Source organism: Coleofasciculus sp. FACHB-1120 (genome assembly GCF_014698845.1).
In the GTDB taxonomy this organism is placed as follows: domain Bacteria; phylum Cyanobacteriota; class Cyanobacteriia; order Cyanobacteriales; family FACHB-T130; genus FACHB-T130.
In genome coordinates, this window is sequence record NZ_JACJTV010000003.1 from 40,362 (window position 1) to 61,373 (window position 21,012).

Annotated in this window: 19 protein-coding genes; 11 read left to right on the top strand and 8 right to left on the bottom strand. The window is 45.7% G+C overall.

Annotated features, from left to right (window positions below; genetic code table 11):
• Positions 1 to 252: 252 nt before the first annotated feature.
• A complete protein-coding gene (locus H6H02_RS04125) occupies positions 253 to 513 on the bottom strand; it encodes a hypothetical protein (protein WP_190814948.1) in 261 nt (86 codons plus the stop codon).
• A gap of 82 nt (positions 514 to 595) precedes the next feature.
• On the bottom strand, positions 596 to 2,221 hold the full coding sequence (locus H6H02_RS04130) for a mechanosensitive ion channel family protein (RefSeq protein WP_190814950.1): 1,626 nt from the start codon (positions 2,219 to 2,221) through the stop codon (positions 596 to 598).
• A gap of 321 nt (positions 2,222 to 2,542) precedes the next feature.
• Here H6H02_RS04130 and ahcY point away from each other — a divergent pair, with 321 nt between their 5' ends.
• From ahcY to H6H02_RS04145, 3 genes are all read left to right on the top strand, one after another.
• Entirely contained in the window at positions 2,543 to 3,820 is a 1,278-nt protein-coding gene (gene ahcY / locus H6H02_RS04135; RefSeq protein ID WP_190814952.1) for an adenosylhomocysteinase, read from the top strand.
• Between the two features lie 476 nt (positions 3,821 to 4,296).
• Positions 4,297 to 4,920, top strand: a complete 624-nt coding sequence (locus H6H02_RS04140) for a DedA family protein (RefSeq protein WP_190814955.1) — start codon at positions 4,297 to 4,299, stop codon at positions 4,918 to 4,920.
• A 533-nt stretch (positions 4,921 to 5,453) separates the two neighbouring features.
• Complete coding sequence (locus H6H02_RS04145; RefSeq protein ID WP_199328983.1) at positions 5,454 to 6,797, top strand: Hpt domain-containing protein; 1,344 nt, start codon at positions 5,454 to 5,456, stop codon at positions 6,795 to 6,797.
• Between the two features lie 156 nt (positions 6,798 to 6,953).
• Here H6H02_RS04145 and H6H02_RS04150 read toward each other — a convergent pair whose 3' ends face one another.
• On the bottom strand, positions 6,954 to 7,628 hold the full coding sequence (locus H6H02_RS04150) for a hypothetical protein (protein ID WP_190814957.1): 675 nt from the start codon (positions 7,626 to 7,628) through the stop codon (positions 6,954 to 6,956).
• 101 nt (positions 7,629 to 7,729) lie between these two features.
• Positions 7,730 to 8,503 (bottom strand): class II aldolase/adducin family protein, encoded by a 774-nt coding sequence (locus H6H02_RS04155; RefSeq protein ID WP_190815432.1) that lies wholly within the window; start codon positions 8,501 to 8,503, stop codon positions 7,730 to 7,732.
• A 905-nt stretch (positions 8,504 to 9,408) separates the two neighbouring features.
• On the opposite strand from H6H02_RS04155, the gene H6H02_RS04160 reads away from it, so the two are divergent.
• The 3 genes from H6H02_RS04160 (at position 9,409) to H6H02_RS04170 (ending at position 13,453) form a co-directional block, all read left to right on the top strand.
• Complete coding sequence (locus tag H6H02_RS04160; protein ID WP_190814960.1) at positions 9,409 to 11,376, top strand: patatin-like phospholipase family protein; 1,968 nt, start codon at positions 9,409 to 9,411, stop codon at positions 11,374 to 11,376.
• A gap of 11 nt (positions 11,377 to 11,387) precedes the next feature.
• Positions 11,388 to 11,573, top strand: coding sequence for a hypothetical protein (locus H6H02_RS04165; protein WP_190814962.1), 186 nt, complete (start codon positions 11,388 to 11,390; stop codon positions 11,571 to 11,573).
• Positions 11,574 to 11,647: 74 nt separating this feature from the next.
• Entirely contained in the window at positions 11,648 to 13,453 is a 1,806-nt protein-coding gene (locus tag H6H02_RS04170) for an ABC transporter ATP-binding protein (RefSeq protein WP_190814964.1), read from the top strand.
• Between the two features lie 53 nt (positions 13,454 to 13,506).
• On the opposite strand, the gene H6H02_RS04175 is transcribed toward H6H02_RS04170, so the two are convergent.
• Positions 13,507 to 13,881, bottom strand: coding sequence for a cytochrome c (locus H6H02_RS04175; protein WP_190814965.1), 375 nt, complete (start codon positions 13,879 to 13,881; stop codon positions 13,507 to 13,509).
• A 281-nt stretch (positions 13,882 to 14,162) separates the two neighbouring features.
• Here H6H02_RS04175 and petG point away from each other — a divergent pair, with 281 nt between their 5' ends.
• Entirely contained in the window at positions 14,163 to 14,276 is a 114-nt protein-coding gene (petG, locus tag H6H02_RS04180) for a cytochrome b6-f complex subunit V (RefSeq protein WP_190814966.1), read from the top strand.
• A gap of 111 nt (positions 14,277 to 14,387) precedes the next feature.
• On the opposite strand, the gene rsmD is transcribed toward petG, so the two are convergent.
• From rsmD to H6H02_RS04195, 3 genes are all read right to left on the bottom strand, one after another.
• Complete coding sequence (gene rsmD, locus H6H02_RS04185) at positions 14,388 to 14,936, bottom strand: 16S rRNA (guanine(966)-N(2))-methyltransferase RsmD (protein ID WP_190814967.1); 549 nt, start codon at positions 14,934 to 14,936, stop codon at positions 14,388 to 14,390.
• A gap of 38 nt (positions 14,937 to 14,974) precedes the next feature.
• Positions 14,975 to 15,610 (bottom strand): imidazole glycerol phosphate synthase subunit HisH, encoded by a 636-nt coding sequence (gene hisH / locus H6H02_RS04190; protein ID WP_190814968.1) that lies wholly within the window; start codon positions 15,608 to 15,610, stop codon positions 14,975 to 14,977.
• An 84-nt stretch (positions 15,611 to 15,694) separates the two neighbouring features.
• On the bottom strand, positions 15,695 to 16,237 hold the full coding sequence (locus H6H02_RS04195) for a DUF4362 domain-containing protein (protein WP_190814970.1): 543 nt from the start codon (positions 16,235 to 16,237) through the stop codon (positions 15,695 to 15,697).
• Positions 16,238 to 16,371: 134 nt separating this feature from the next.
• Between H6H02_RS04195 and H6H02_RS04200 the strand changes: the two genes are divergently transcribed.
• The 4 genes from H6H02_RS04200 to H6H02_RS04215 all read left to right on the top strand — a co-directional run bounded on the left by H6H02_RS04200 (position 16,372) and on the right by H6H02_RS04215 (position 20,996).
• On the top strand, positions 16,372 to 16,881 hold the full coding sequence (locus H6H02_RS04200) for a peptidase C15 (protein WP_190814972.1): 510 nt from the start codon (positions 16,372 to 16,374) through the stop codon (positions 16,879 to 16,881).
• A 153-nt stretch (positions 16,882 to 17,034) separates the two neighbouring features.
• On the top strand, positions 17,035 to 18,462 hold the full coding sequence (locus H6H02_RS04205; RefSeq protein ID WP_190814974.1) for a DUF3370 domain-containing protein: 1,428 nt from the start codon (positions 17,035 to 17,037) through the stop codon (positions 18,460 to 18,462).
• 207 nt (positions 18,463 to 18,669) lie between these two features.
• Positions 18,670 to 19,473 (top strand): alpha/beta hydrolase, encoded by an 804-nt coding sequence (locus tag H6H02_RS04210; protein WP_190814976.1) that lies wholly within the window; start codon positions 18,670 to 18,672, stop codon positions 19,471 to 19,473.
• A 137-nt stretch (positions 19,474 to 19,610) separates the two neighbouring features.
• Positions 19,611 to 20,996: a DUF3370 domain-containing protein gene (locus tag H6H02_RS04215; protein ID WP_190815434.1), complete on the top strand. Its 1,386-nt coding sequence runs from the start codon at positions 19,611 to 19,613 to the stop codon at positions 20,994 to 20,996.
• Positions 20,997 to 21,012: the final 16 nt, after the last annotated feature.

A 21,012-nucleotide genomic window follows, 5' to 3' on the forward strand; every position in this document is an offset into this window, starting at 1 on the left:
CTTGAAGAATACTCGGTGTAAAAAAATCTGTACTAGCCCGCAGAAAACGGACTTCGTTCGTGTCATCGGTAAGGGCACAGTGCTGCCTTCCACAACCCTCTGGACATGAGAAGCTAGAGAAAAATCTGTACTAGCCCTCATGAAAGGAGGCTGTGGTTTTGTCACCCACCCTCACCAGATATCGACTTCAAACCAGAGGGCGGATTGACAATAACGATGGCTAAAATGGCGAGCTAATGAAGGATTCCGCCCCTAGGCAACTAATTCCTTGAGCTGTTTCGGCGTCACTGACAGATCCAAGTGAACGCGCTCTGGTTGCAGATTTGCGGCTTTTTCCAAAACTTGAACTTCAATATGGACAGCCACCAGGTAAGACCCGGCATCCGCTCCCACCGCTTCGGCAATCAAACTCGCCAAGTCTGGGCGTTCAGCAGTAATGGGATTTCTGAGTGTGCAACGATCCCAGTCATGCTGAGCGGTCGGATTCAGGCTGAGAATGTAGTGCTTTGTCATGGCTTAAATACTTGACTCCATCTGGGGTTAGAGCGAATGCAAGGATTAAATTTGCCTACCCCTCTATTATAGTACATCTGTACTAAAGTGGGAGCTTTGATTCGTGTTCATCCATCTGAGCTTTTCCAGGCAAACGGTTAAACCAAATCTCCTGCTGGGGTAGCGGAATTGGCACGCCCGTGTCATCAAAGGCGATTTTTAGACGGCGGCGGAACTCTCGCGCCACGTCCCATTGCTTCAAGGGCTGGGTTTTAATCCATACCCGAATTGTGACGCCCCGTTCTCCAAAATTATCGACTCCCAGAACTTGGGGTTTTTCCAGAATCTGCTCTTGCCATGTCACGTCACGGCTCATTTCTTGAGCAATCGTATCAATCAGCTTCAGTGCCTGATCGACATCGGCATGGTAAGCAACAGGTATATTTAAATCTGCCCGCGACCAGTTGCTGGAAAGATTAGCAACAATTTTGATTTCGCTGTTGGGGATCGTAATCAATCGGCCTTCCGCATCGCGCACCTGGGTAATCCGCAGATTGATGTTTTCCACCAAACCGCCTACGTCTCCCACATTGATGACATCGCCAACCGCATACTGGTCTTCCACAATGATTAAAAACCCATTAATCGCGTCCTTAATCAGGTTTTGGGAGGCAAGAGACACCGCAACGCCAACCAAGCCAGCACCGGCAAGTAAGGGGGCAATCTCCACGCCTAATGTTGTTAGGGCGACCAAGCTACCTACTCCTAGGAAGACTAGGGTAGTAATACTTTTGGTGACACCGGAAATTGTCGAAACTCGCAGTTGCAAACGGCGGGAGGCTTCCGGCGTGAGTAAATAACTGCTGGCTAAAGCGCTAGCGAAGCGGTCGATCAAGACGTAGCTCAAACGAATGACAACATAAGTCCCTAGTCCTACAATCCCCAGTCGCAATGGGATTTGGAGAACGTTGAGCATCAAAACCTGTAGGATGCGGGTGTAGGGAAATAAACCAAGCCCGATGAGGGTTCCCCCGCCCCAAATACTGGCTTGCGCCATTTGATACAAGCGGTGTTGAACTTCTTGTAAATTTCCTTGTTGTTGTTGAGCCAGCTGGGTTGTGACCGGATGACCTGTCGGTGTAGTGGTGGTGCCGGTTAACCGTTGTCGCGATCGCTTGGAAGTACTGTGAATCGCGCAGCTACTCACAATCATTGCTACCAAAATCCCACCCGCGATCGCACCTCGACGAGTTAAAAATTGGGGTTGTCGTTCTCGTTTCGCCCGTTTCAGCCCTTCTTGCAAGGATTCTTTGAGCTTTTCTGCCCTTGTATCTAAGTCTCCCCCTTGTAAATCGGCATCGGGTCGCGTCACCGTCAACAGGGGTTGGTCATTGACATAGATGACTGGCAAATTATTTTGCTTTTTGCTTTCAATTTGGAGTTTTGAGGCATCCTCCTGCAAATATTCGCTACTAATCGTTTCTAATCTCTGCTGAATATCTTGGATACGCGCGGGTAATTCCGACTGGGGTGCGGCTACTTGAAACAGACAGCGACCATCCAAGCGGATGCACCCAGACATCATTCTGCTTTGTGCATCGCTACTGGGTAGGCTAAGTGCAGGCAGTTCCAAATTCTGCGGAAGTGGAATTTGAGCTTGGATTGGAGATGCTACCCAACCAGTCAATAGAATTGTTCCAGCGATCGCCCAAGAAGATTGAGAAGGCATTTCAAACCTCCGAAATGCATTAAACACAGGTATTTGGGTAAACTTAAGTACATTTGCTTACCCAAATAATCCCCACCCAGCCTAACAACCCCTTTCTCAACTAACTTCACGCCATAGCTAGAAGTTAAGCAGCAACTTGACAGGGTAGGGGTTCTGACTCGATTCCGAATTTCTTTCAACCTCAAACTTGTCAAACCTGTATATAGGTGGTGGTATATAGGTGGTGGCGTGGGGCTAAAAAATGAGGCTACCGTTTTAGCGGTCTAGTCGAGTACCCTAGTAAAAACCTGCAACTTAAATATTTGTTGAGCAAGCAATCTCATGACTGCAACCGTTACTCAGCCCAAGCACGAAATCAAAGACCTCTCCCTCGCGCCCTCTGGCAAACAACGCATTGAATGGGCAGGTAGAGAGATGCCCGTGTTGAAGCAAATACGCGATCGCTTTGCCCAAGAAAAACCCCTCGCCGGTATCCGGTTAGTTGCGTGCTGCCACGTCACAACCGAGACTGCCCATTTAGCGATCGCCCTCAAAGCTGCGGGTGCCGACGCCCTCCTCATTGCCAGCAACCCCCTCTCCACTCAAGATGACGTGGCTGCTAGCCTCGTTGCCGATCATGGCATCCCCGTATTTGCCATCAAAGGCGAAGACGCCGAGACTTACACTCGCCACGTGCAAATCGCCCTCGATCACAAACCCAACATCATCATTGACGATGGTAGCGATGTGGTTGCTACCCTGATTCAGGAACGTCAACACCAGATTGCCGATTTGATCGGCACCACTGAAGAAACCACAACGGGCATTGTCCGCCTACGTGCCATGTTCAAAGATGGCGTTCTAACTTTCCCCGCTATCAATGTCAACGACGCTGACACCAAGCACTTCTTTGATAACCGCTACGGCACTGGGCAATCAACCCTGGATGGTATTATTCGCGCTACCAACGTCCTGCTAGCTGGTAAAACGATTGTCGTTGCTGGTTATGGCTGGTGTGGCAAAGGCACGGCACTCCGGGCGCGGGGAATGGGCGGCAACGTGATTGTCACCGAAATTGACCCCACCAAAGCAATTGAAGCGGTGATGGATGGCTTCCGAGTGCTGCCAATGGCAGAAGCCGCCCCCCTAGGCGATTTGTTTATTACTGTCACCGGCAACAAGCACGTCATTCGCGCCGAACATTTCGATGTTATGAAAGACGGGGCAATGGTTTGCAACTCCGGTCACTTCGACATCGAAATTGACCTAAAGTCATTAGGTGCCAAAGCGACTGAAGTCAAGGAAGCGCGGAACTTCACCCAGGAATACCGCCTCCAGAATGGTAAATCTGTGATTGTGCTGGGCGAAGGACGTTTGATTAATCTGGCAGCTGCGGAAGGACATCCCAGCGCTGTGATGGATATGAGTTTTGCCAACCAAGCTTTAGCTTGCGAACACCTCGTCAAGAACAAAGGCAAGCTAGAACCCGGTTTGCACTCCATTCCAGTCGAGGTTGACAAAGAAATTGCACGGCTGAAGTTGCAAGCAATGGGCGTTCAAATTGATAGTCTGACCCCAGATCAAATCGAGTACATCAACTCTTGGACTTCTGGAACCTAAATCGGTAAGGGTGGGCATTGCCCACCCTTCGTCATCATCCGGTAACAAGTAACGATTGCCGCTTATCCGGATTGTTTGTTTGTGTTACCGAAAATTTTGCAAAGAAAGTCTAAGTTGTAGAAATAGACCCGGAGAAACGGGAGGTTTACCCAACAGCTTTTCAACCTCAGACTTAATGTAGTCAAGCTGAACTTGCCAAAAACTGAAACCAGTCTTTAGTAAAAAAGGAGCATAGAAAAATGATTGCTACTTCAAATCGCCAATAAAACTTTTACGACAGAAATTTGGATATTACAAATTTACGATGAAGATTTAGATAAATCAATTCTCAGATTCTCGAAAACCTGATAGAGTTAAGCAAACTTAGCTTGTTCACTAAACTTAACAGTTTGATTGTGACGTTAAGACAGAGCGATCGCGAGAAGTATTGGAATTTTCAATTAAAATAACTGCCCCCTAATACCCAACACTGACTTATGCAGGAATGGATAACGAACACCATGAATTCCCTCGGTCACTTGGGAATTGGACTGCTGATGTTTTTGGAAAATCTTTTTCCCCCCATCCCTTCAGAACTGATTATGCCCTTAGCCGGGTATGTCTCAACGCAACCAAATAGCAAGATCCAATTTTTTGGAGCGATCGCAGCGGGAGTAATCGGCACGATGCTAGGTGCATTGCCGTGGTACTACGTGGGTAAACTCGTAGGCGAAGAAAACTTAAAGCGATTAGCGAATAAGTATGGTAGGTGGATCGGGTTATCCAGCAAGGATATTGACAAGGCAGATAATTGGTTTGATAAGCACGGCGATAAAGCTGTATTTTTCTGTCGTTTAGTGCCTGGAGTTCGCACTTTAATTTCGCTTCCGGCAGGCATTAGCGGGATGCCTTTGCTGCCTTTTTTACTCTACTCAACCCTTGGCACTACATTATGGGTGAGTTTGCTGACTTATGCCGGATACGCATTGGGCGAAAACTATGAGCTTGTAGAGAAGTATCTTGGCCCTGTTTCTAAAATCGTGTTTGTGGTGCTTATTGTCGCTTTTGTTCTCTGGCTACTCAGAAAAAGGCAGAAAAACAAAGGTAAAAAGCAAGTGTGAGGAGGAAGAAATTGGTTATTTATCCACTCGCTCAGGGAAATTTCGTTACAAACGGCATTTTTTTATAAGAACATTAAAAACTTCCTAATCCCAATCACTTTTTTGATGCTACATATCTGAATCCCCCTAAACCACCAATCTATTAGGGGGAATCGGAAAAATCCCCCGATTCATCAGAGAATTTAGGGGGATATCTGCGTAAGTTTTAATAACGTGAAAGGGTATATCGCCATCCTAAATGATTCGCAAACCCCTGTAGAGACGAGATAAACCTTGTCTCTATACCAAGATTGTTATAAGCAAGAAAGAAGCTATGCTAGCTCGCTTTCCACAAAATTTTCGCACTTTTGCGCCGAGATTGCCCTATTAATGCTGTGCAATCGAGAGCATTTTTGGCTTACAGCTAAAGCCGGTATTGTTAAAACTTTAGAAACAAGCAAGCGATCACCAAATCGCTGACAACAATTCTTGAAAAATCCTCAATTAGCCTCAAGCTGTGTTAAAACCGGGGAGAGCCGCACAGAGAACGCATAATGTATGCGACCCGTCCGGAGTTTACCCTTGAGCGAAGCCTAGCGCGTTGCGGTACAACCTACCCTACGCGAAAACAAGGAGACAAGAGAATGATGTCGGGACAACATCAGCGAATGATTGATTACTTTATTGAAGAGGCAATCGACCACCTCAATACACTTGAGCAAGGTCTCCTGGATCTACAAAGCACTCTTGAAGACCCAGAAAAGACAAATGAAGTTTTTCGAGCTGCCCATTGTATTAAAGGTGGTGCAGCAATGCTGGGATTCCTCAGTATTCAGAAAACCGCTTACCGCATAGAAAGATGTTTCCAAGTTTTCAATGCTTGTCCTATTAGGATCGATCAAAAACTAGAGTCACTCTTGCAACGAGTTTTTGATACCCTAAAAGCTCTGATGCAGCAGCTTGCTTGGTCTTCGGGGTTAAATGATGAGCTGACTCACAAGATTATGTCGAAAGTTGAGCCAGTTTTTGAAGAACTCAACAATCACCTCAATCATTTATTTATTGAGGGAACGAAAGAATATCTCCAGACAATTGAGCAAGGTTTGCTGTCTGGAAAAAGCACTATTAAAAATTCAGAAGAAATTAATCAGCTCTTTTGTGCTGCTCATTCCATCAAAAGCGGAGCAGCCATGTTGGGAATCACCAGTATTCAAGAAACAGCCCGCCATTTAGAAAAGGGATTCCAGGTAATAAAAGAGTATTCAATTCACGTTGATCAAAAGTTAGATTCCCTATTATTACGGCTTTTGAAAACGCTACAGGCACTTTGGCAACAGTTAAAAAGAACGCTTGGTCTGACTGAAGAAATAACTGGCAAAATCATGTCGGAGGTTGAGCCAGTTTTTGAAGAACTCGACCATCACTTAAGGTTGATGGTTATTCAGGCAGGATTTGTTCGCACCAGTCTGACTCTCGTAGCCACGGCGGGAACGCAACGGATTGATATATGTGGTTACTTTACGGTTGAAGTTAAGGGTACTCTTAAGGTCATTCGTCAGGCTATTAGTCGAGTCGGAGGTAAAATTACGGGTTGCCAATGCGTACCCGGCACTATTAACGACCACTTTTTCGGGGAACCGGAGGGAATTAACGACCAACTCTCGATTGGCGTGTGGCTACCCACCTTTTCCTGTCAGCAAGAGCTTCGGGACACGATCCCCTCGGTGGGTGGAGTCATTGAAACTGTCCATATAGAAGCTCTCCAAACCTGTCGGAGATGCCGTTTCTATTACGGACAGTGCGAAATTATCTGCGCTGTTCATCCTTCTGGTCCTAAAGAAGAACCTTGCCGGGATTGGGAAGCGGAGGATGATTGGATAGGAGAATTATGGGCTTAGGCGGCTCTTGTTTTCATAGTCAGGCATCAGGAAGCGAATGAGCGATCGCTTTTCTGCAATTTCATCCTAAAAGCGATCGCATCATCATCTATAGTGAGGACTTCTGAACGCACAGGGGGAGCAGCCGCTCCTGTCCCTATTCAAACACACTCATTTTTAGTTAACCTCTGTCACCTCCGAGAGGCGAAGACCGCCGATATTCTGGCAGTAGAAGGTTGCGTTATTTTCAGCGCTACGACCAATCAGCTCGATAATTTGTCCTGCCGAATTTTGCCAAAACCATTGACATAGGGAATCACCATTCAGCGGTTCGCGAGACAATGGATGAAAACCTTTTTTCTGCCAAACTAAACCAACACGATGCACATCATCAACGCGAATTGCAACATGATGAACGCCAGTGTTTCCCCGCTCATGTAGAAATCGGTCAAGTTGATCGTCTGGTGCGTGGGGCGCAGCCAGAACCACTAACCCCCCTAACGGCATCAATATGGTCAACAAATGCAACCATAGATCGTCGATAATTACATAAGTTTCGGGACAAAATTCGATAGGGAAGAGTCCTGGTCCTTCAACAATCCGACCGCCCAATTGACACAAAGCTTCAGCGTAATTTTTGAGACGTGGAAAATCAGGCAGGGTCAGAACGCAGTGATCCACTTGCACTCGTTCACCATACACATTAGTAACAAATGACCAGTGTTTAAAAAACTCTGGCTCGATCAATTCCGCCTTGAACTCCAGCAAGCCATCTTTTTCGCAAAAAGGTGAGTCTAGGTTAGAGTTCAAAGTTCTATTGAACTTTTCTTTATGCAGCTCTAATTTCGTCATTTATCTACCCTCAATTTTTCTTAAATACAATCGGTAGATGCTGGTTTTCAACTCCAGCCTTGATTAGAAGCTTCCTCACCTTTCCACACTTTTGAAAACACTTACTCCAGCAGATCCGGTTGTTGACGCACAATCATGTCGTAGAGAGGTTGAAAGCTAAACCATCCCATGTGGTGCGATCCCACTTGGCGAGACGTCAAACGAGCCATATCCGAGTCAATCAGGACAGGCTTACCCGCTGCCTCTGCCATCAGCTGTGCCTGACAGGAGCGATCCATTGTGATAAACCACCAGGCAGCTTCATCGACTGAGTGCCCGACTGTGAGCAGCCCGTGGTTGCGGAGGATGAGGGCTTTTTTGTCGCCTAAAGCTTCAGCAATCCGCTTGCCCTCTTCTAGTTTGAGAACGACGCCCGTGTAGTCATCAAACAGCCCGTGGTCTTCGTAGAAGCTACAAGCATCTTGCGTGAGGGGGTCGAGGAGGCGACCCAGGCTTGACCAGCTTTTGCCGTAGGTTGAATGGGAGTGTGCGGCTGCTACAACGTCGGGACGGGCGGCGTGGATACGGGAGTGGATGGCAAAGGCTGCCTGATTGACAGGCTTATTCCCCTCAATGACCTCACCTTGCTCATTGACTAAAAGCAGGTCGCTGGCTCGGATAAGACTGAAGTGCATCCCGAAAGGATTCACCCAAAAGCGATCTGGGTGTTCGGGGTCGCGGGCGGTGATGTGACCGGCGATACCTTCAGAAAAGCCGAAGCGGGCAAACAGACGAAATGCAGCAGCTAGGCGTTGCTTGCGATTGCAGCGTTCCTCTTCGATAGAAGCAAAGGTCGGTGGTTGGGGAATGTTGATAGGAATGTTGAGTGTCTGCATAGATTTAGCCTGTATAAATCGGTTGTTGTAAAGATGTTGGGTTTGTGAGTGTATTGTATTTTGCCAGGAAGTTAGTAGAAGATCGTTAGCGATCGCTACCGATAGGCGGCAATTGGGCGCATGGATTTTCAGGCGGAAACAAGGCTTTCTCTGAAGCTGCTGCCCGAATTTTAAGCTCTGAACTTTATTTTTTCCTAGTGAGGAAGCCATTGCAGTTTGAGCAATGACTAAAAGTCTTTATTTCTTTATCTTTATTCCTGGCTAAGCTGAAACTAACTTGAGGAGAGCTTCTTGAATGCAGGAAAAACTTATCTGGTAATTTTTCTTTTATTCTAACCACCTTTCTTTTAAAATGCCATTATTTATAAACTAATAGATTTACATTCTGTAGTAAAAAGCAGTAAAGGGGAAATTTAATTTTTCTTAATTATTAAATAAAACAGCGATCGCTCATTACATTGTTCGCTTAAAGAAAGCCATTGCTCTTAAATAGGCTCACTTAATTATCTGTCAAATAGGTAGCTCGGAAACAAAACCCATATTGAGTTACAAGCAGAAGGGAAGCTGCTGATAATTGTTTTTCTAAAAAGTGTTAATTATTCTCTGTCCACTATAAAATAGTAAAGTTGTCGTAGAAACGAGTGGCGACTTAGAGCAGCATCCGCCTATTTATCGGAATGGCTGTCGTTAGAGAAGCGAGACGCTTGCTCAAAATGCCGCTTAGTGATATTAACTCGTTTGCTCAATGCTTACATACAACCAGATCCCAGCTTTTCTACCTTCCGCTATCAAGTAAAATAATTTTTATGCAAGCCTCAGTAACACCCTTGTGTCAACTCCCTCATAATAGAATTCCGCTGAATTGAACTTGATTCCAAGGTATTTTCACCGCCAAGTATATCGTCATGAAAACCGAAACACAATCTGCACAAGCTCCCAAACTCATCACCCTCAACTGCTCTGGTGGCATTTCATTGGGTGCTTATATGGCAGGAGTTTTTTATGAATTAACAAAAGAATCTGTTAAAAGCGAACCTAAAGTTATTATTGATATTATTACTGGATCTTCAGCCGGAGCAATGTCTGGGGTCATCGCCGCCTATTGCTTACTTCAAGGAAAGGTCGATCCACCTTTTCAATCGAATCAACTGCTCAAATTTGCAGAAGAAGAGCATAAAAGCCCTTTGTATCAAGCATGGGTTCAACAAGCAGATATTCAAAAAATAGATAGCTTTTCCGTCATGTTCTCTAGTTTTAAAGATGGATTTCAAGCAACTATAGAAAGTTTTACCGACAGCTTTGAGGCAACAATTGAAAGGTATAAAAGGAGTTCTAATCCACTTAGGAGAGGGATTCATAAGCTTTTGCATCGTTCTATATCCTCTAAACTTACTCCCGAAGCAAAACGTAAGAAAACCACCCTAAGTGTTCTTTCTGGTGAGGCAATTGAGAAAATTGCTGAACTTGTCATAAAGCCGCCTCAGATTACAGAAAATACGAAACCCTTGGCGCTTTTAATGACACTTACAAACTTGCAAGGGATTCTGGAAGAAATAAACCTCACTGACTCACAAGGAAATTTAGAACAAGAAATTGAAACGATTACCAGTTCAGAAACTCGTCAGTTTCTGTTTCATGCAGGGATTCCTCAAGAAAAAATGAATAAGATGTGGGGGAAGGCAGTAATGGGAGGTCGTGCTTCTGGTGCTTTCCCGGTCGCTTTTCCACCCATTTGGGATCATTCTGATATTAGTAGTATTAATCTTAAAGACCTCAGTGATGACTACTTTAAAACTCCTAAAAAACAAGAACTGAAGGAAGAAGGGCTAGGCGCTGTACGTGAAAGCATAGCAGATAATACACATTTAGTATTTCTGTATACGGATGGAGGAATTCTAGATGGTTTGCCCATCTTAAAAGGAATTGAACTGGAAAATAATTTGCGTTCTAAACAAATACCAAATAACGAGCGTTCAAGCCAGTTTCAGGAAAAATTTACGGCACAACAGCCATCAATTAATACAGAACGATTGCACGTGTATATCCGTCCAGTTCCTGTAGAAAATTTGAATAGTGCAAAACGGTTAACCCAAGGGCAATTTTCTACACTAGAAGTTGGATTGAGTGGCTTAACACTGCCGAAAGCCGAACATGACTCGCTCCGATTAAGAGAAATTCAAGAACAAAATCAATTAGCCTTAGCCAAGAGAAAATTACTAGAAGCCATTGAGAAGAAAAATCTTGAAGATATGAATCAAGTTAAGCAAATTATCGAAGAAGCAATCCCTTATCGGCACATAAAGCTTCGCCCCATTACTCCAGCAATTTTGGGTGAAATTGCTAATTCTGAAAGTAGTAATACGATAAGCAAGCTGAAACCAATTTACGATAATCTACCCAAAAATATTAAAAATTCTTTACAAGAAGGAAGTGTCGCCGAACTACTTGCATCAGATTTTCTAGGTGCGTTTGGTGGCTTTTTTGATAAACGATATCGAGACCATGATTTTTTATTAGGTCGAATTTGTGGGATTACTTGGTTACACCAATACTGCGATGTAGAAATTACCGAAGCGGAAGTGGATACGATAGTAAGACAAAGTAAGAAATATCTGCTAGAACGAGATCCGCAACCTTCCGATTTAAAGCTCAGTCAAAAGATTAGGATTGCTAGGATAGTTTTACGTGCTTTAAGAATTGTATTAACTGAGTCAAAAATTATTGGACTGATGTGGCTATTCGTTTTTGGAATCCTGAAAGTATTAGCGATTTCAGGATTAGCAATTCTTGAGATTTTGGCAACTTTATTGATTGTGGTTTCTGATTTGATGGAGAAATCACAAAAGATGATGTTTGGCAATCAAAAGTCATAAAAAAATTGTATGTGAGTGTTGGTCTTTTGAATAGTGACATTGTGGGTACTGACCTTGAGCGATCGCTACTTCGTCTAGCCCGTCGATACACGCAAGCTGGAATGAAAACCTCCCAGCTATCAGACAGAAGGCGCGATTGTCCTTGTTTCCCTTGCCGACGGGGGAAGCGATCGCTTCCTATCCTTAAAATAGGCTGAAGAATAATCGCTCAGAAACAACCGAAAACTGGTAGCGTCAGACAAAGGAGAAGATTATTACAGGACGTTAAGGTTTGAAAACGCGCTCTAGTTACTGGCATCTACTGCCATACATCCGCCCTCAGTGGAAAACCATCGCGCAAGCTTTCGCTTGCACGTTAGGGGTTACAGTATTCTGGCCCATCCAGGCGGCACTTGCAGGCAAAATCGCCAATTTCATTGGACAAGGCGATATGGCAGCACTTGCCCAGTTAGCAGGAGTGCTGGCAGTCGTTTTTCTTGTGCAGAAAATCCTGATGTATGGACAGGATTCGCTGATGGCGAAAGCCGCTCTTTTCGTTGCCTTTAACTTACGCAAGCAAGTTTATACTCACCTACATCGTCTCAACTTTGGCTACTTTGAAACTGCACAAACCGGCGATTTAACTTACCGTCTCACCGAGGATATTGACCGAGTTGGGGAAGTCGTAAATAAAGTTTTCCATGACTTTATTCCCTGCGTGTTGCAGCTAATCGTTGTGCTGGGTTACATGATTTATCTCAACTGGCAGCTGACGCTGGCAACGTTTATCGTTGCACCGCTGATGGGCGTTTTAATTGGCTGGTTTGGCGAACAGATGTTGAAGTTTTCTCGCCGTAGCCAAAATCGCGTCTCTAATTTATCGGCGTTGTTGACAGAGGTGTTTAGCGGAATTCGTCTGGTACAAGCTTTCGCCGCTCAAGATTATGAAATTGCCCGTTTTGCCCAGGAAGCAGAAGAAAACCGGAAAGCGAAGTATGCAACTGAACGGCTAAAGGCGATTCAGAACCCTGTGGTTGGATTCTTGTACGCGATGAGCGTTTTACTGCTGTTTTTCCTCGGCGGCTGGCAAATTTCGATTAATAATCTGACTGGGGCAGAATTTGTAAGCTATATCGCAGCGGTGGCGTTACTGATTGACCCGATTGCCCATCTCACCAGCAATTACAACGAATTTAAACAGGGTCAGGCATCGGTCGATCGGATTTTTGAACTGATGGCGATTCAGCCAACTGTGGTGGAAAAGCCGGGTGCCGTTGACCTCCCGGCGGTCACAGGTAAAGTGGAATACTTTAACGTTACCTTTGCCTATCCTCCACTAAATTCCCCAAGTCCTACCTTCTTAGAGGATGACTTAGATAGGGTGCAACCTCTTTCTAAGTTGGTGCAAGGAGGAACTCCGGTGCTGCAAAATTTGAATTTGCTGGCACACTCCGGAGAAATGATTGCCTTGGTGGGTGCGTCGGGTGCGGGTAAAACGACTTTGGTGAATCTTCTTCCCCGCTTTTATGACACCCAAGCGGGTGAAATTCTGATTGATGGGATTAATATTCAGGATGTGACCCTGCGGAGTCTGCGGCGGCAAATTGGGATTGTCCCGCAGGAAACGATTCTATTTTCTGGGACGATTGCTCAAAATATTGCTTTTGGACAAGCGGAGTTTGACCTCAAGGACGTGCAGGTGGCGGCAGAAATAGCCAACGCCCATCAGTTCATTACCCAATTTACACAGGGCTATCATACCTGGGTGGGGGAGAGAGGAGTAAATTTATCGGGGGGGCAGAAGCAGAGAATTGCGATCGCCCGTGCTGTTTTGCTCAATCCTAGAATCCTCATCCTGGATGAAGCAACCTCCGCCCTGGATTCGGAATCAGAAGCCTTGGTGCAGGAAGCCCTAGAACGGATTATGCAAGACCGGACTGTTTTTATCATCGCCCACCGCCTCGCCACGGTGCGCCGCGCTGACCGAATTCTGGTTGTGGAACAGGGGCAGATTATGGAATCGGGAACCCACGAACAGTTGCTGCAAAAAGGCGATCGCTATGCCCGGTTTTACGCACAACAGTTCAGTCAGGTCTAGTCAGTCAGGTCTAGGCTGATTATGAATGATCGATTATCCATGTCCGCCCCCATCTACAATTTCTCTAAATAACGCAGTAAATCCGCCATTTCTTGGGTACTGGGCTGGAACTGGGGCATGGGCGGGGTATCCCCACTGATGACTTGGTGAATGATTCTTACGCGAGATTTGCGCTTAGAGATGGCTTCTAGACTGGGACCCACTCGACCGTGTGCTTCCAATCCATGACACCCCGCACAGTTCATTTGAAAAATCGCGTGTCCCTTCACAGGGTCGCCAGTTCGGTTCAAAACTGTCTTGACATAAGGATCGGAGACGTGAAACAGGCTAACCCCCACAAGTGCCAAGAGGATGACCAGGAAAGCAGCCAATGCCATCAAGCTGAGGCGCTGCATCTGGGTTTCAGGTTTAGGTAGCTGGTTATCCAAAGGTTTCTGAAGGTGAGATGTAAGGGCAGTTTTTTATCTGGGTGCAGGCGATCGCTATGCAATGAACGAGTATAGCGATATGTGTGGTTGTGTATCGATAAAGATTTCGATTCATATACATAGCTTAAATTTTCTAGAGAGTCGAGGCAAGCTTAGTTTCCTCCAGCTTGCTACCGGAATCGGAGATGCCTTGAAATTGTGTCGCTACAGGCTCACCCGTTCTTCCTCTCTAGCTTGTAGGATGAGAAACAGGCAAAAAACATTAACAAAGGAGTACTGACGTGGTAGAACCCCTGCTTTCTGGCATTGTGCTTGGCTTGATCTTAGTTACCCTATCGGGACTATTTTTCGCTGCTTATATGCAGTTTAAGCGCGGTAATCAACTGGGGCTGTAGAAGTTAATGTAGAGACGCTTGGGCGTAGCGGCACGTTAGTACCGCGCAGTCCCCCATAATTTCGCGTCTCTACCTCTTGTAGGGTGGGCACTGCCCACCTTTTTCAAGGTTTTAGATGATTGCTGGGCAATAGAAGGTAAGGGCAGTATTGCCGTAAACCTTTTGGCGACAGATTTCCAGTGCGGGAACGGGTTCAACCGTCCAGTTGTTAGGACTATGTTCTACTGCGAATTCACCGCCTTCAGCCAGTAGTTGATATTGCGCGATCGCTTCCAGCACCGGCTGATATAATTCACTCGCATAGGGCGGGTCAAAATATATTCGGTCGAACTGTTGACCCGTCAGGGTTTTCAATCGCTGAACGACATCTCCTCGCAACACCTGAAATTTTTGGTCATCTTGAGCGACTTGCTGCCAGTTTTCCTGGATAATGGCGCAGGCGCGACTCCACTGTTCAATTCCGACGACGTAGCTGGCACCGCGACACAATGCCTCTGCGCCCATCGAACCACTACCGGCACACAAATCCAGCCAGCGACAGCCGCTGATGCTGCCCTGCCAAATATTAAATACTGCTTCCCGCACTCGCCCTAGAGTGGGTCGGGTTTCTTGACCTGGTAAGGTTTTAAGCAAGCGATTGCCGTAGATTCTGAGGCTCATAATTAGGTCAGACGTGCCGCTACGCTAACGCAACTTTACTATGCGGCAACTTCGGTTCGTACCTGGGCGACAAAGTTGGATAATATTTGCAGTCCGCTGGTGGAGGATTTTTCCGGGTGGAACTGCACAGCCATCAAATTATCACGCGCGATCGCAGCCGTCACCGTTTGACTTCCGTGGGTGATAGTGGCGGCGCGGATTTGAGGATCGACGGGATCGACGTAGTAGGAATGGACAAAATAAACCCAAGGCTGAGAAGGTAACTGCTGCCATATTGGGGCATCTGGTTGGGCAATTTCCAGTTGATTCCAACCCATATGGGGAATCGTCAACTCAGGTTCGGGGCGAAATCGTCGCACCACACCGGGGATAATGCCTAAACCGGGTTCTTTGCCTTCTTCGCTGGAATCGAATAGAATTTGCAATCCCAGACAGATCCCTAAGAAAGGTTTGCCGGATGCGATCGCTTCTTTAATGGGTTCGACTAGGTGCCGCGATCGCAAGTGTTGCACTGCTGGATCGAAAGATCCCACACCAGGCAGAACTACAGCATCCGCCCGTGCAATGTCTATCGGTGAATCCGTGATTTTAGGGGTTGCACCCGCTTTTTCCAATCCCTTACAGGCAGAGTGCAGATTTCCCATGTCGTAGTCTATGACTGCAATGACTGACATTAATATGCGCCTTTGCTGACTTTTGTTGTTTGTGTTGGGTATCCAGTTCCCTTCTTTTAACTTTACATTCTTTTGCTTAAAATTTCAAAAATATCTCTTTTCACCGTTCGGCAATTCATACTGAATGAATATTTCTTTTCCTTCAGGCAGTTGTAATTCCGAAATCTTGAAAGTTTTTGATTCTTTGCCATCTTCCTCAAAGTATCCCCGATAAATTTGAGTGGGATTGTATACTTCTACATCCCTTGCGCCAAATTTATCTTCAGAAGAATCTAAAACTACCTTTATTTTATCATTTTCAACAATTATGTATTCTGTGACGGCATCCCCCTCTGGAGTAATACAAGCTTTCTTTGCTCCCATATTTCCTTGTTTTAACTTGAATACCCAACTCAACAAGGACTTAGTTTCGTTGTTTTCAGAAAGGCTCATCGAATTGCCGCTGGGAAAACATTCAATTACTTTTAACGACTTATCTTTCTTTAACTGCACCAGTAACTTCTTTGCTTGCGGTGAAATGTTATCCTGAGAACCAAGAGAGTTAAGTGTCTGAGTTTGGGCAGCTTTTTCTAAGTTGCATCCCGATACCATAAACACTACTATTAAAAGAGGAAACAATCGTCTCATTTTCCACCTCAATCTCATATCAGCATTTTTTACATTGGCTTCTATTAGATGAAAGACGTAGCTAGCGAAACATTTGTTGCTTTCAGACGGCTAACTTAGAATTGAGCTAATCCGTGCATTCGACAAGATTCTTTATGCAACAGCTCCTGCTAACGTCATTTACGACTTGGCTTCCCCATCAAAAATCTAATGCTTCCGACGATCTATTGCTGGAAGTTGCCAAACTCGATTCTTTATCGCTATCATTAAATTTTTTAAGACAGCTACCCGTTGATGTTGCTCAAGCAAGCGATCGCGTCTTTGCCAAAATCAACGAACTACAGCCCGATGCGATTATCTGCTGCGGAATGGCAGAGTCTCGCACTCAATTAAGCGTGGAATCCTGTGCAGCTTGTGGAACCACGCTTCTGAAAACATCAGTGAATCTAGAAAAACTATTAACAGGCTCAACGGCAACAGAAATTAGCCATGATGCTGGTAAATTTGTCTGCGAAGGGCTGTATTACTCAGTATTAAACTACTTGCAAGAACGCCAACTCAACAGCCGCTGTATTTTCGTTCACGTTCCCATCCTAACTCCCGAAAATTCTTCGGAAGTCATGGGAGATTTTTTATGTATTCTTAAGAACCTGGCACTTTCTTAAAGTCCTTTATGTCTTAGCACCCATCCGGAAAGTATTAGGATGGCATTCTCAGCAATAGCTAAAATCTCGGAAATATTTTGCTGTTGTTCAGGATGACAGTCTGACTAACTATTTTTTTGGATAGGGTCGTTATCATTTTTTATCAATCTTCCAATGCTGCCATTCTTGCCGATTTTACCCCTTGCCCAGACACCAGCACCGCCACCTAAGCCCGCTCCTCAAGAGATTGTGCAACCCCACCCAGTTTTGCCTTTACCCGGACAACTGGATAAAGTGCCGATGTTTAACAGTAACAGCCCAGAATGGGTGAAAAGTGAAGGAATTTTACTTTCTACTTTTCCCCCAAATGGGAAAAAGGTGCCAGCGGCTCATCTTAATTTTCCTTTCCAGGGAAGATTTGATTTATTTGCCCACCACTTTAGCCACACTCCTAAGGATTTGCAGACGCTTTATCTGGGCGTAATTTTGCATAATCCAAGTAATAAACCCGTCAAAGTGGAAGTATTGCAAGCGGCAAGTCAGCTAATGCAGAATGCGCCCTATGTCAAACTGCCGACTTATGTCGAAAACCCCAACGGAGACGTATATTCAGGTCATGGCGATCGCGCAGTCAACGATGTCATGCGAGGCAAGCGACAAGCTGATTTTCCCGCCCAGATAGTGATACCACCGGGGCAAAGTCGTTTGTTGATGAATCATCCGATTCCAGTGCGGAATCTAGAAAAACCCATTAATGGTCGGTCTACCCTAATGCGGTTGCAGAGTAATGGCAAGGTTTATGCAGCCAGTTTAGCCATGTATGCCAAGAAAAATGCAGATGGCACCGAACGGAAACCCACCCAAGCAGAATGGCAGACTTTACTAGAGACAGGCGGTTTAGCAGGGCCAAGAGATAAAGCCCCCTCCCCGCCAGGACAAACCTCAGGGCAGTTTATTTACAGCCGCGTAGCAGGAGTCTCTGAAGGTTCTGCCTGGAAAGGGAAACTGGTGGATAAACCCAATGCCCAGAATCTCACCATTCCCCAACCTGGCAACGCCATCTCCTATCCCATCAGTTCCCTCAAACTAGGCACCCTCGGTACAAGTCAAGTGCAAACTGCAAAGATGCTGGTGCGCTATCCGGATACCGCTTACGAAGCGCATGGGAACTACGGAGTTGAATACAACCTCAGCTTGCCCTTAATCAACTCCACGAAACAACCCCAAAGTGTCACCCTGACGCTAGAAACACCGATGAAGGAAGACAAGCTAGCAAAAGGAGGATTGCGTTTCCAGAAACCCCCGCATTTTCCAATTTTTCGCGGTACTGTACGGTTGCGCTATAACGATGACCAAGGGAAACCCCTGACGCGCTACGTGCATTTGTGGCACCAAACAGGTCAGGTATTGGAACCACTGCTAACGCTAAATATGCCCCCGGCAAGCCGCCGACAGGTGCAAGTCGATTTGATATACCCACCAGATGCGACGCCGCCGCAGGTAATGACTGTGCGAACTTTAGAAAAGACCTCAGCGAATGTAAGCAACAAGTCATTAGTGGAATTGATGCGTGTCCTGTATGGAATTCGGTTTGTACTTTAGTTAAAAAATTTCCTGATGTATTGCCTGCGGGGTTTGCCTCGCTTCCCCATTTCCAGGCGTAGGGACGCAGCATTGCCGTGTCCCTACTTTAGACAGACGAGACAACCAGGTAAAAATTGTTAACTTATGTAACATCCTCTAATTTAGGCACTTTTGACAAATGCTTAAATTAGTCCTTCCTGTCTCAAGAAATTGAAGGTCAATTCAGTGAAAAGCAAATTTATCGAAAAGCAAGTTAATTTGGACAACTGTTGTATTTCCTACTATGAAGGAGGAATTGCCTCAAATTTAGATCCGATACTTTTTATACACGGATGGGGAGTATTAGTTGAACCTTATCAAGACAGTTTAAATATTTTATCCGAGCGTTATCAGGTAATTGCGCCTGTTTTACCAGGTTTAGGAAACTCAACCGCACCTGAAAAAATTCAAAATTCTAATGACTATGCAAAGATTATCGGTAATCTTGTAAAAAAGTTAAATTTAAAGAAAGTTCATGTAGTTGGGCATTCACTAGGAGGCGCAATTGCCATAGCATTGGCAGCTTTGATGCCGTCGATTGTCCGCAGCCTCATCGTCGTAGACAGTACAGGGATTCCTCTGGGTTCTATAGCGGAAGTTGTATTGAAAAGGGCAATTGAAATGCCTGCCCAATCTTGGCAAATGAAGATTCAGCCTGTTAGTGCTATTTTTCAAAACTTGCTTTATAACAGCTTGTTTAACCCTGAAAATACAATAAAGATGGGATTCATCGCGTTACAAGAAGATCTCAGACCAATTTTGCCAAAAATTGAATCTCCTTGTTTGATTTTATGGGGAGAAAACGATGTTCTAACTCCGGTAAAGTTTGCCCAAGAGCTATCACAAGGGATAAAAGGTTCTAAGCTAAAAATAGTAGAAGAAGGATATCACGAATGGAACCTGTTTTTTCCAGATAAATTTACAGAAATTATCTTTGGTTTTATTGCGGAAATTGAGGGGAAAAGCTTAGTGCGGGTAGAAAATTACTAGAAATTTGGGTAAGAATAATTGCAGCTCCTCCCTTGCCTATCCTTGGTAAATTGGCTCAATTGGGAGAATAGGGGTGCGATCGCATCCGGTTACGGAGAAAATGGAGAGAGCTAACCGTGAGACTCCAAAATCGCTTCATGCTGACTTTTTTGCCGATTTTTCTCCTTTCCAAAACAAATCCAATCCCGACACCTACACCCCCTGCACCACCCCCTCCTCTTGAGGTAGTACAACCTCAGGAAGTCCGCGCTTTACCTGGGAAACTGGACGATGTGCCAGTTTTTAATAGCAATAGCCCAGAATTAGTACAAACAGAGGGAATCTTACTTTCAACCTTTCCCCCCAGTAACAAAAGCACCTCAGCAGCTCATTTAAATTTTGCCTTCCAAGGGCGTTTTGATGTGTTTGCCCATCATATTGCCAAGCCGCCGACGCCGGAAGACTTACGGACACTCTACTTGGGAATCATCGTGCATAATCCCGGTAAGCAACCCGTCACGGTGGATATCTTGCAAGCCGCCAGTTATCTCAGTCAACCAGATGCGCCATTTATGCCAATGGCGTCCTATATTGAGAATCCCTTGGGTAAAGTGTATGCTGGCCCTGGCGATCGCGTCAGTAATGATATTTTGCGAGAACAGCGTCAAGCCGATTTTCCCCCTCTGTTGACGATTCCGCCAGGGGAAAGCCGGATGTTGATGAATCATCCGATTCCTGTGAAGACGCTGACGCCGCCGCTCAATGGTCGCTCAACATTGATGCGGTTGCGGAGCAATGCCAAAGTCTACATGGCGAGTTTAGCAATGTATGCGCGTCAAAATCCCAATAAGAGCGAACGCGCACCGACGCTGGAAGAATGGCAGACACTTCTGAATTCTGGTAATTTAGCACAGCCGCGCGATCGCGTTCCGACCTCTCCAGAAGCCAGTAAGGGGCAATTGATCTACGGTCGTGTTGCTGGTGTCGCTCAAGGTTCGCAGTGGAAAGCCAGACTGGTAGAAAGACCGGGTGCAGTGAATCTGAGCATTCCCCAACCAGGAAAAGCGTTTTCCTATAGCCTCAGCACCGTTCCTCGCGGCACTCTCGGCACCGAACGAGTGCAAAGTGCCCCCATGTTGGTGCGCTACCCAGATACCGCTTATATGGCTCACGGCAACTATGGAGTGCAATACAGCCTCACCTTGCCGTTGATGAACGATACAAACGACAGCCAGACTGTAACCTTGGCAATACAGACACCAATCAAACAGGATCGCTTGCAGGGAGGGTTGCGTTTTCTAGAACCACCGCCTCAGCAAGTTTTTTTCCGGGGTACCGTTCAAATCCAATACACTGATGACCGAGGCTTACCGCAAATTCGTTACGTGCATTTAGTTCAACGGCGCGGTCAGCAAGGCGAGCCTTTGATAACCTTGAAGATGCTACCGGGCGATCGCCGACTGGTAAAAGTCGATTTTATTTATCCCCCAGACGCCACGCCGCCACAAGTTTTAACGGTTAAAACCTTGGAAAAGACTTCCTGAAACGTTGTAATTTAGC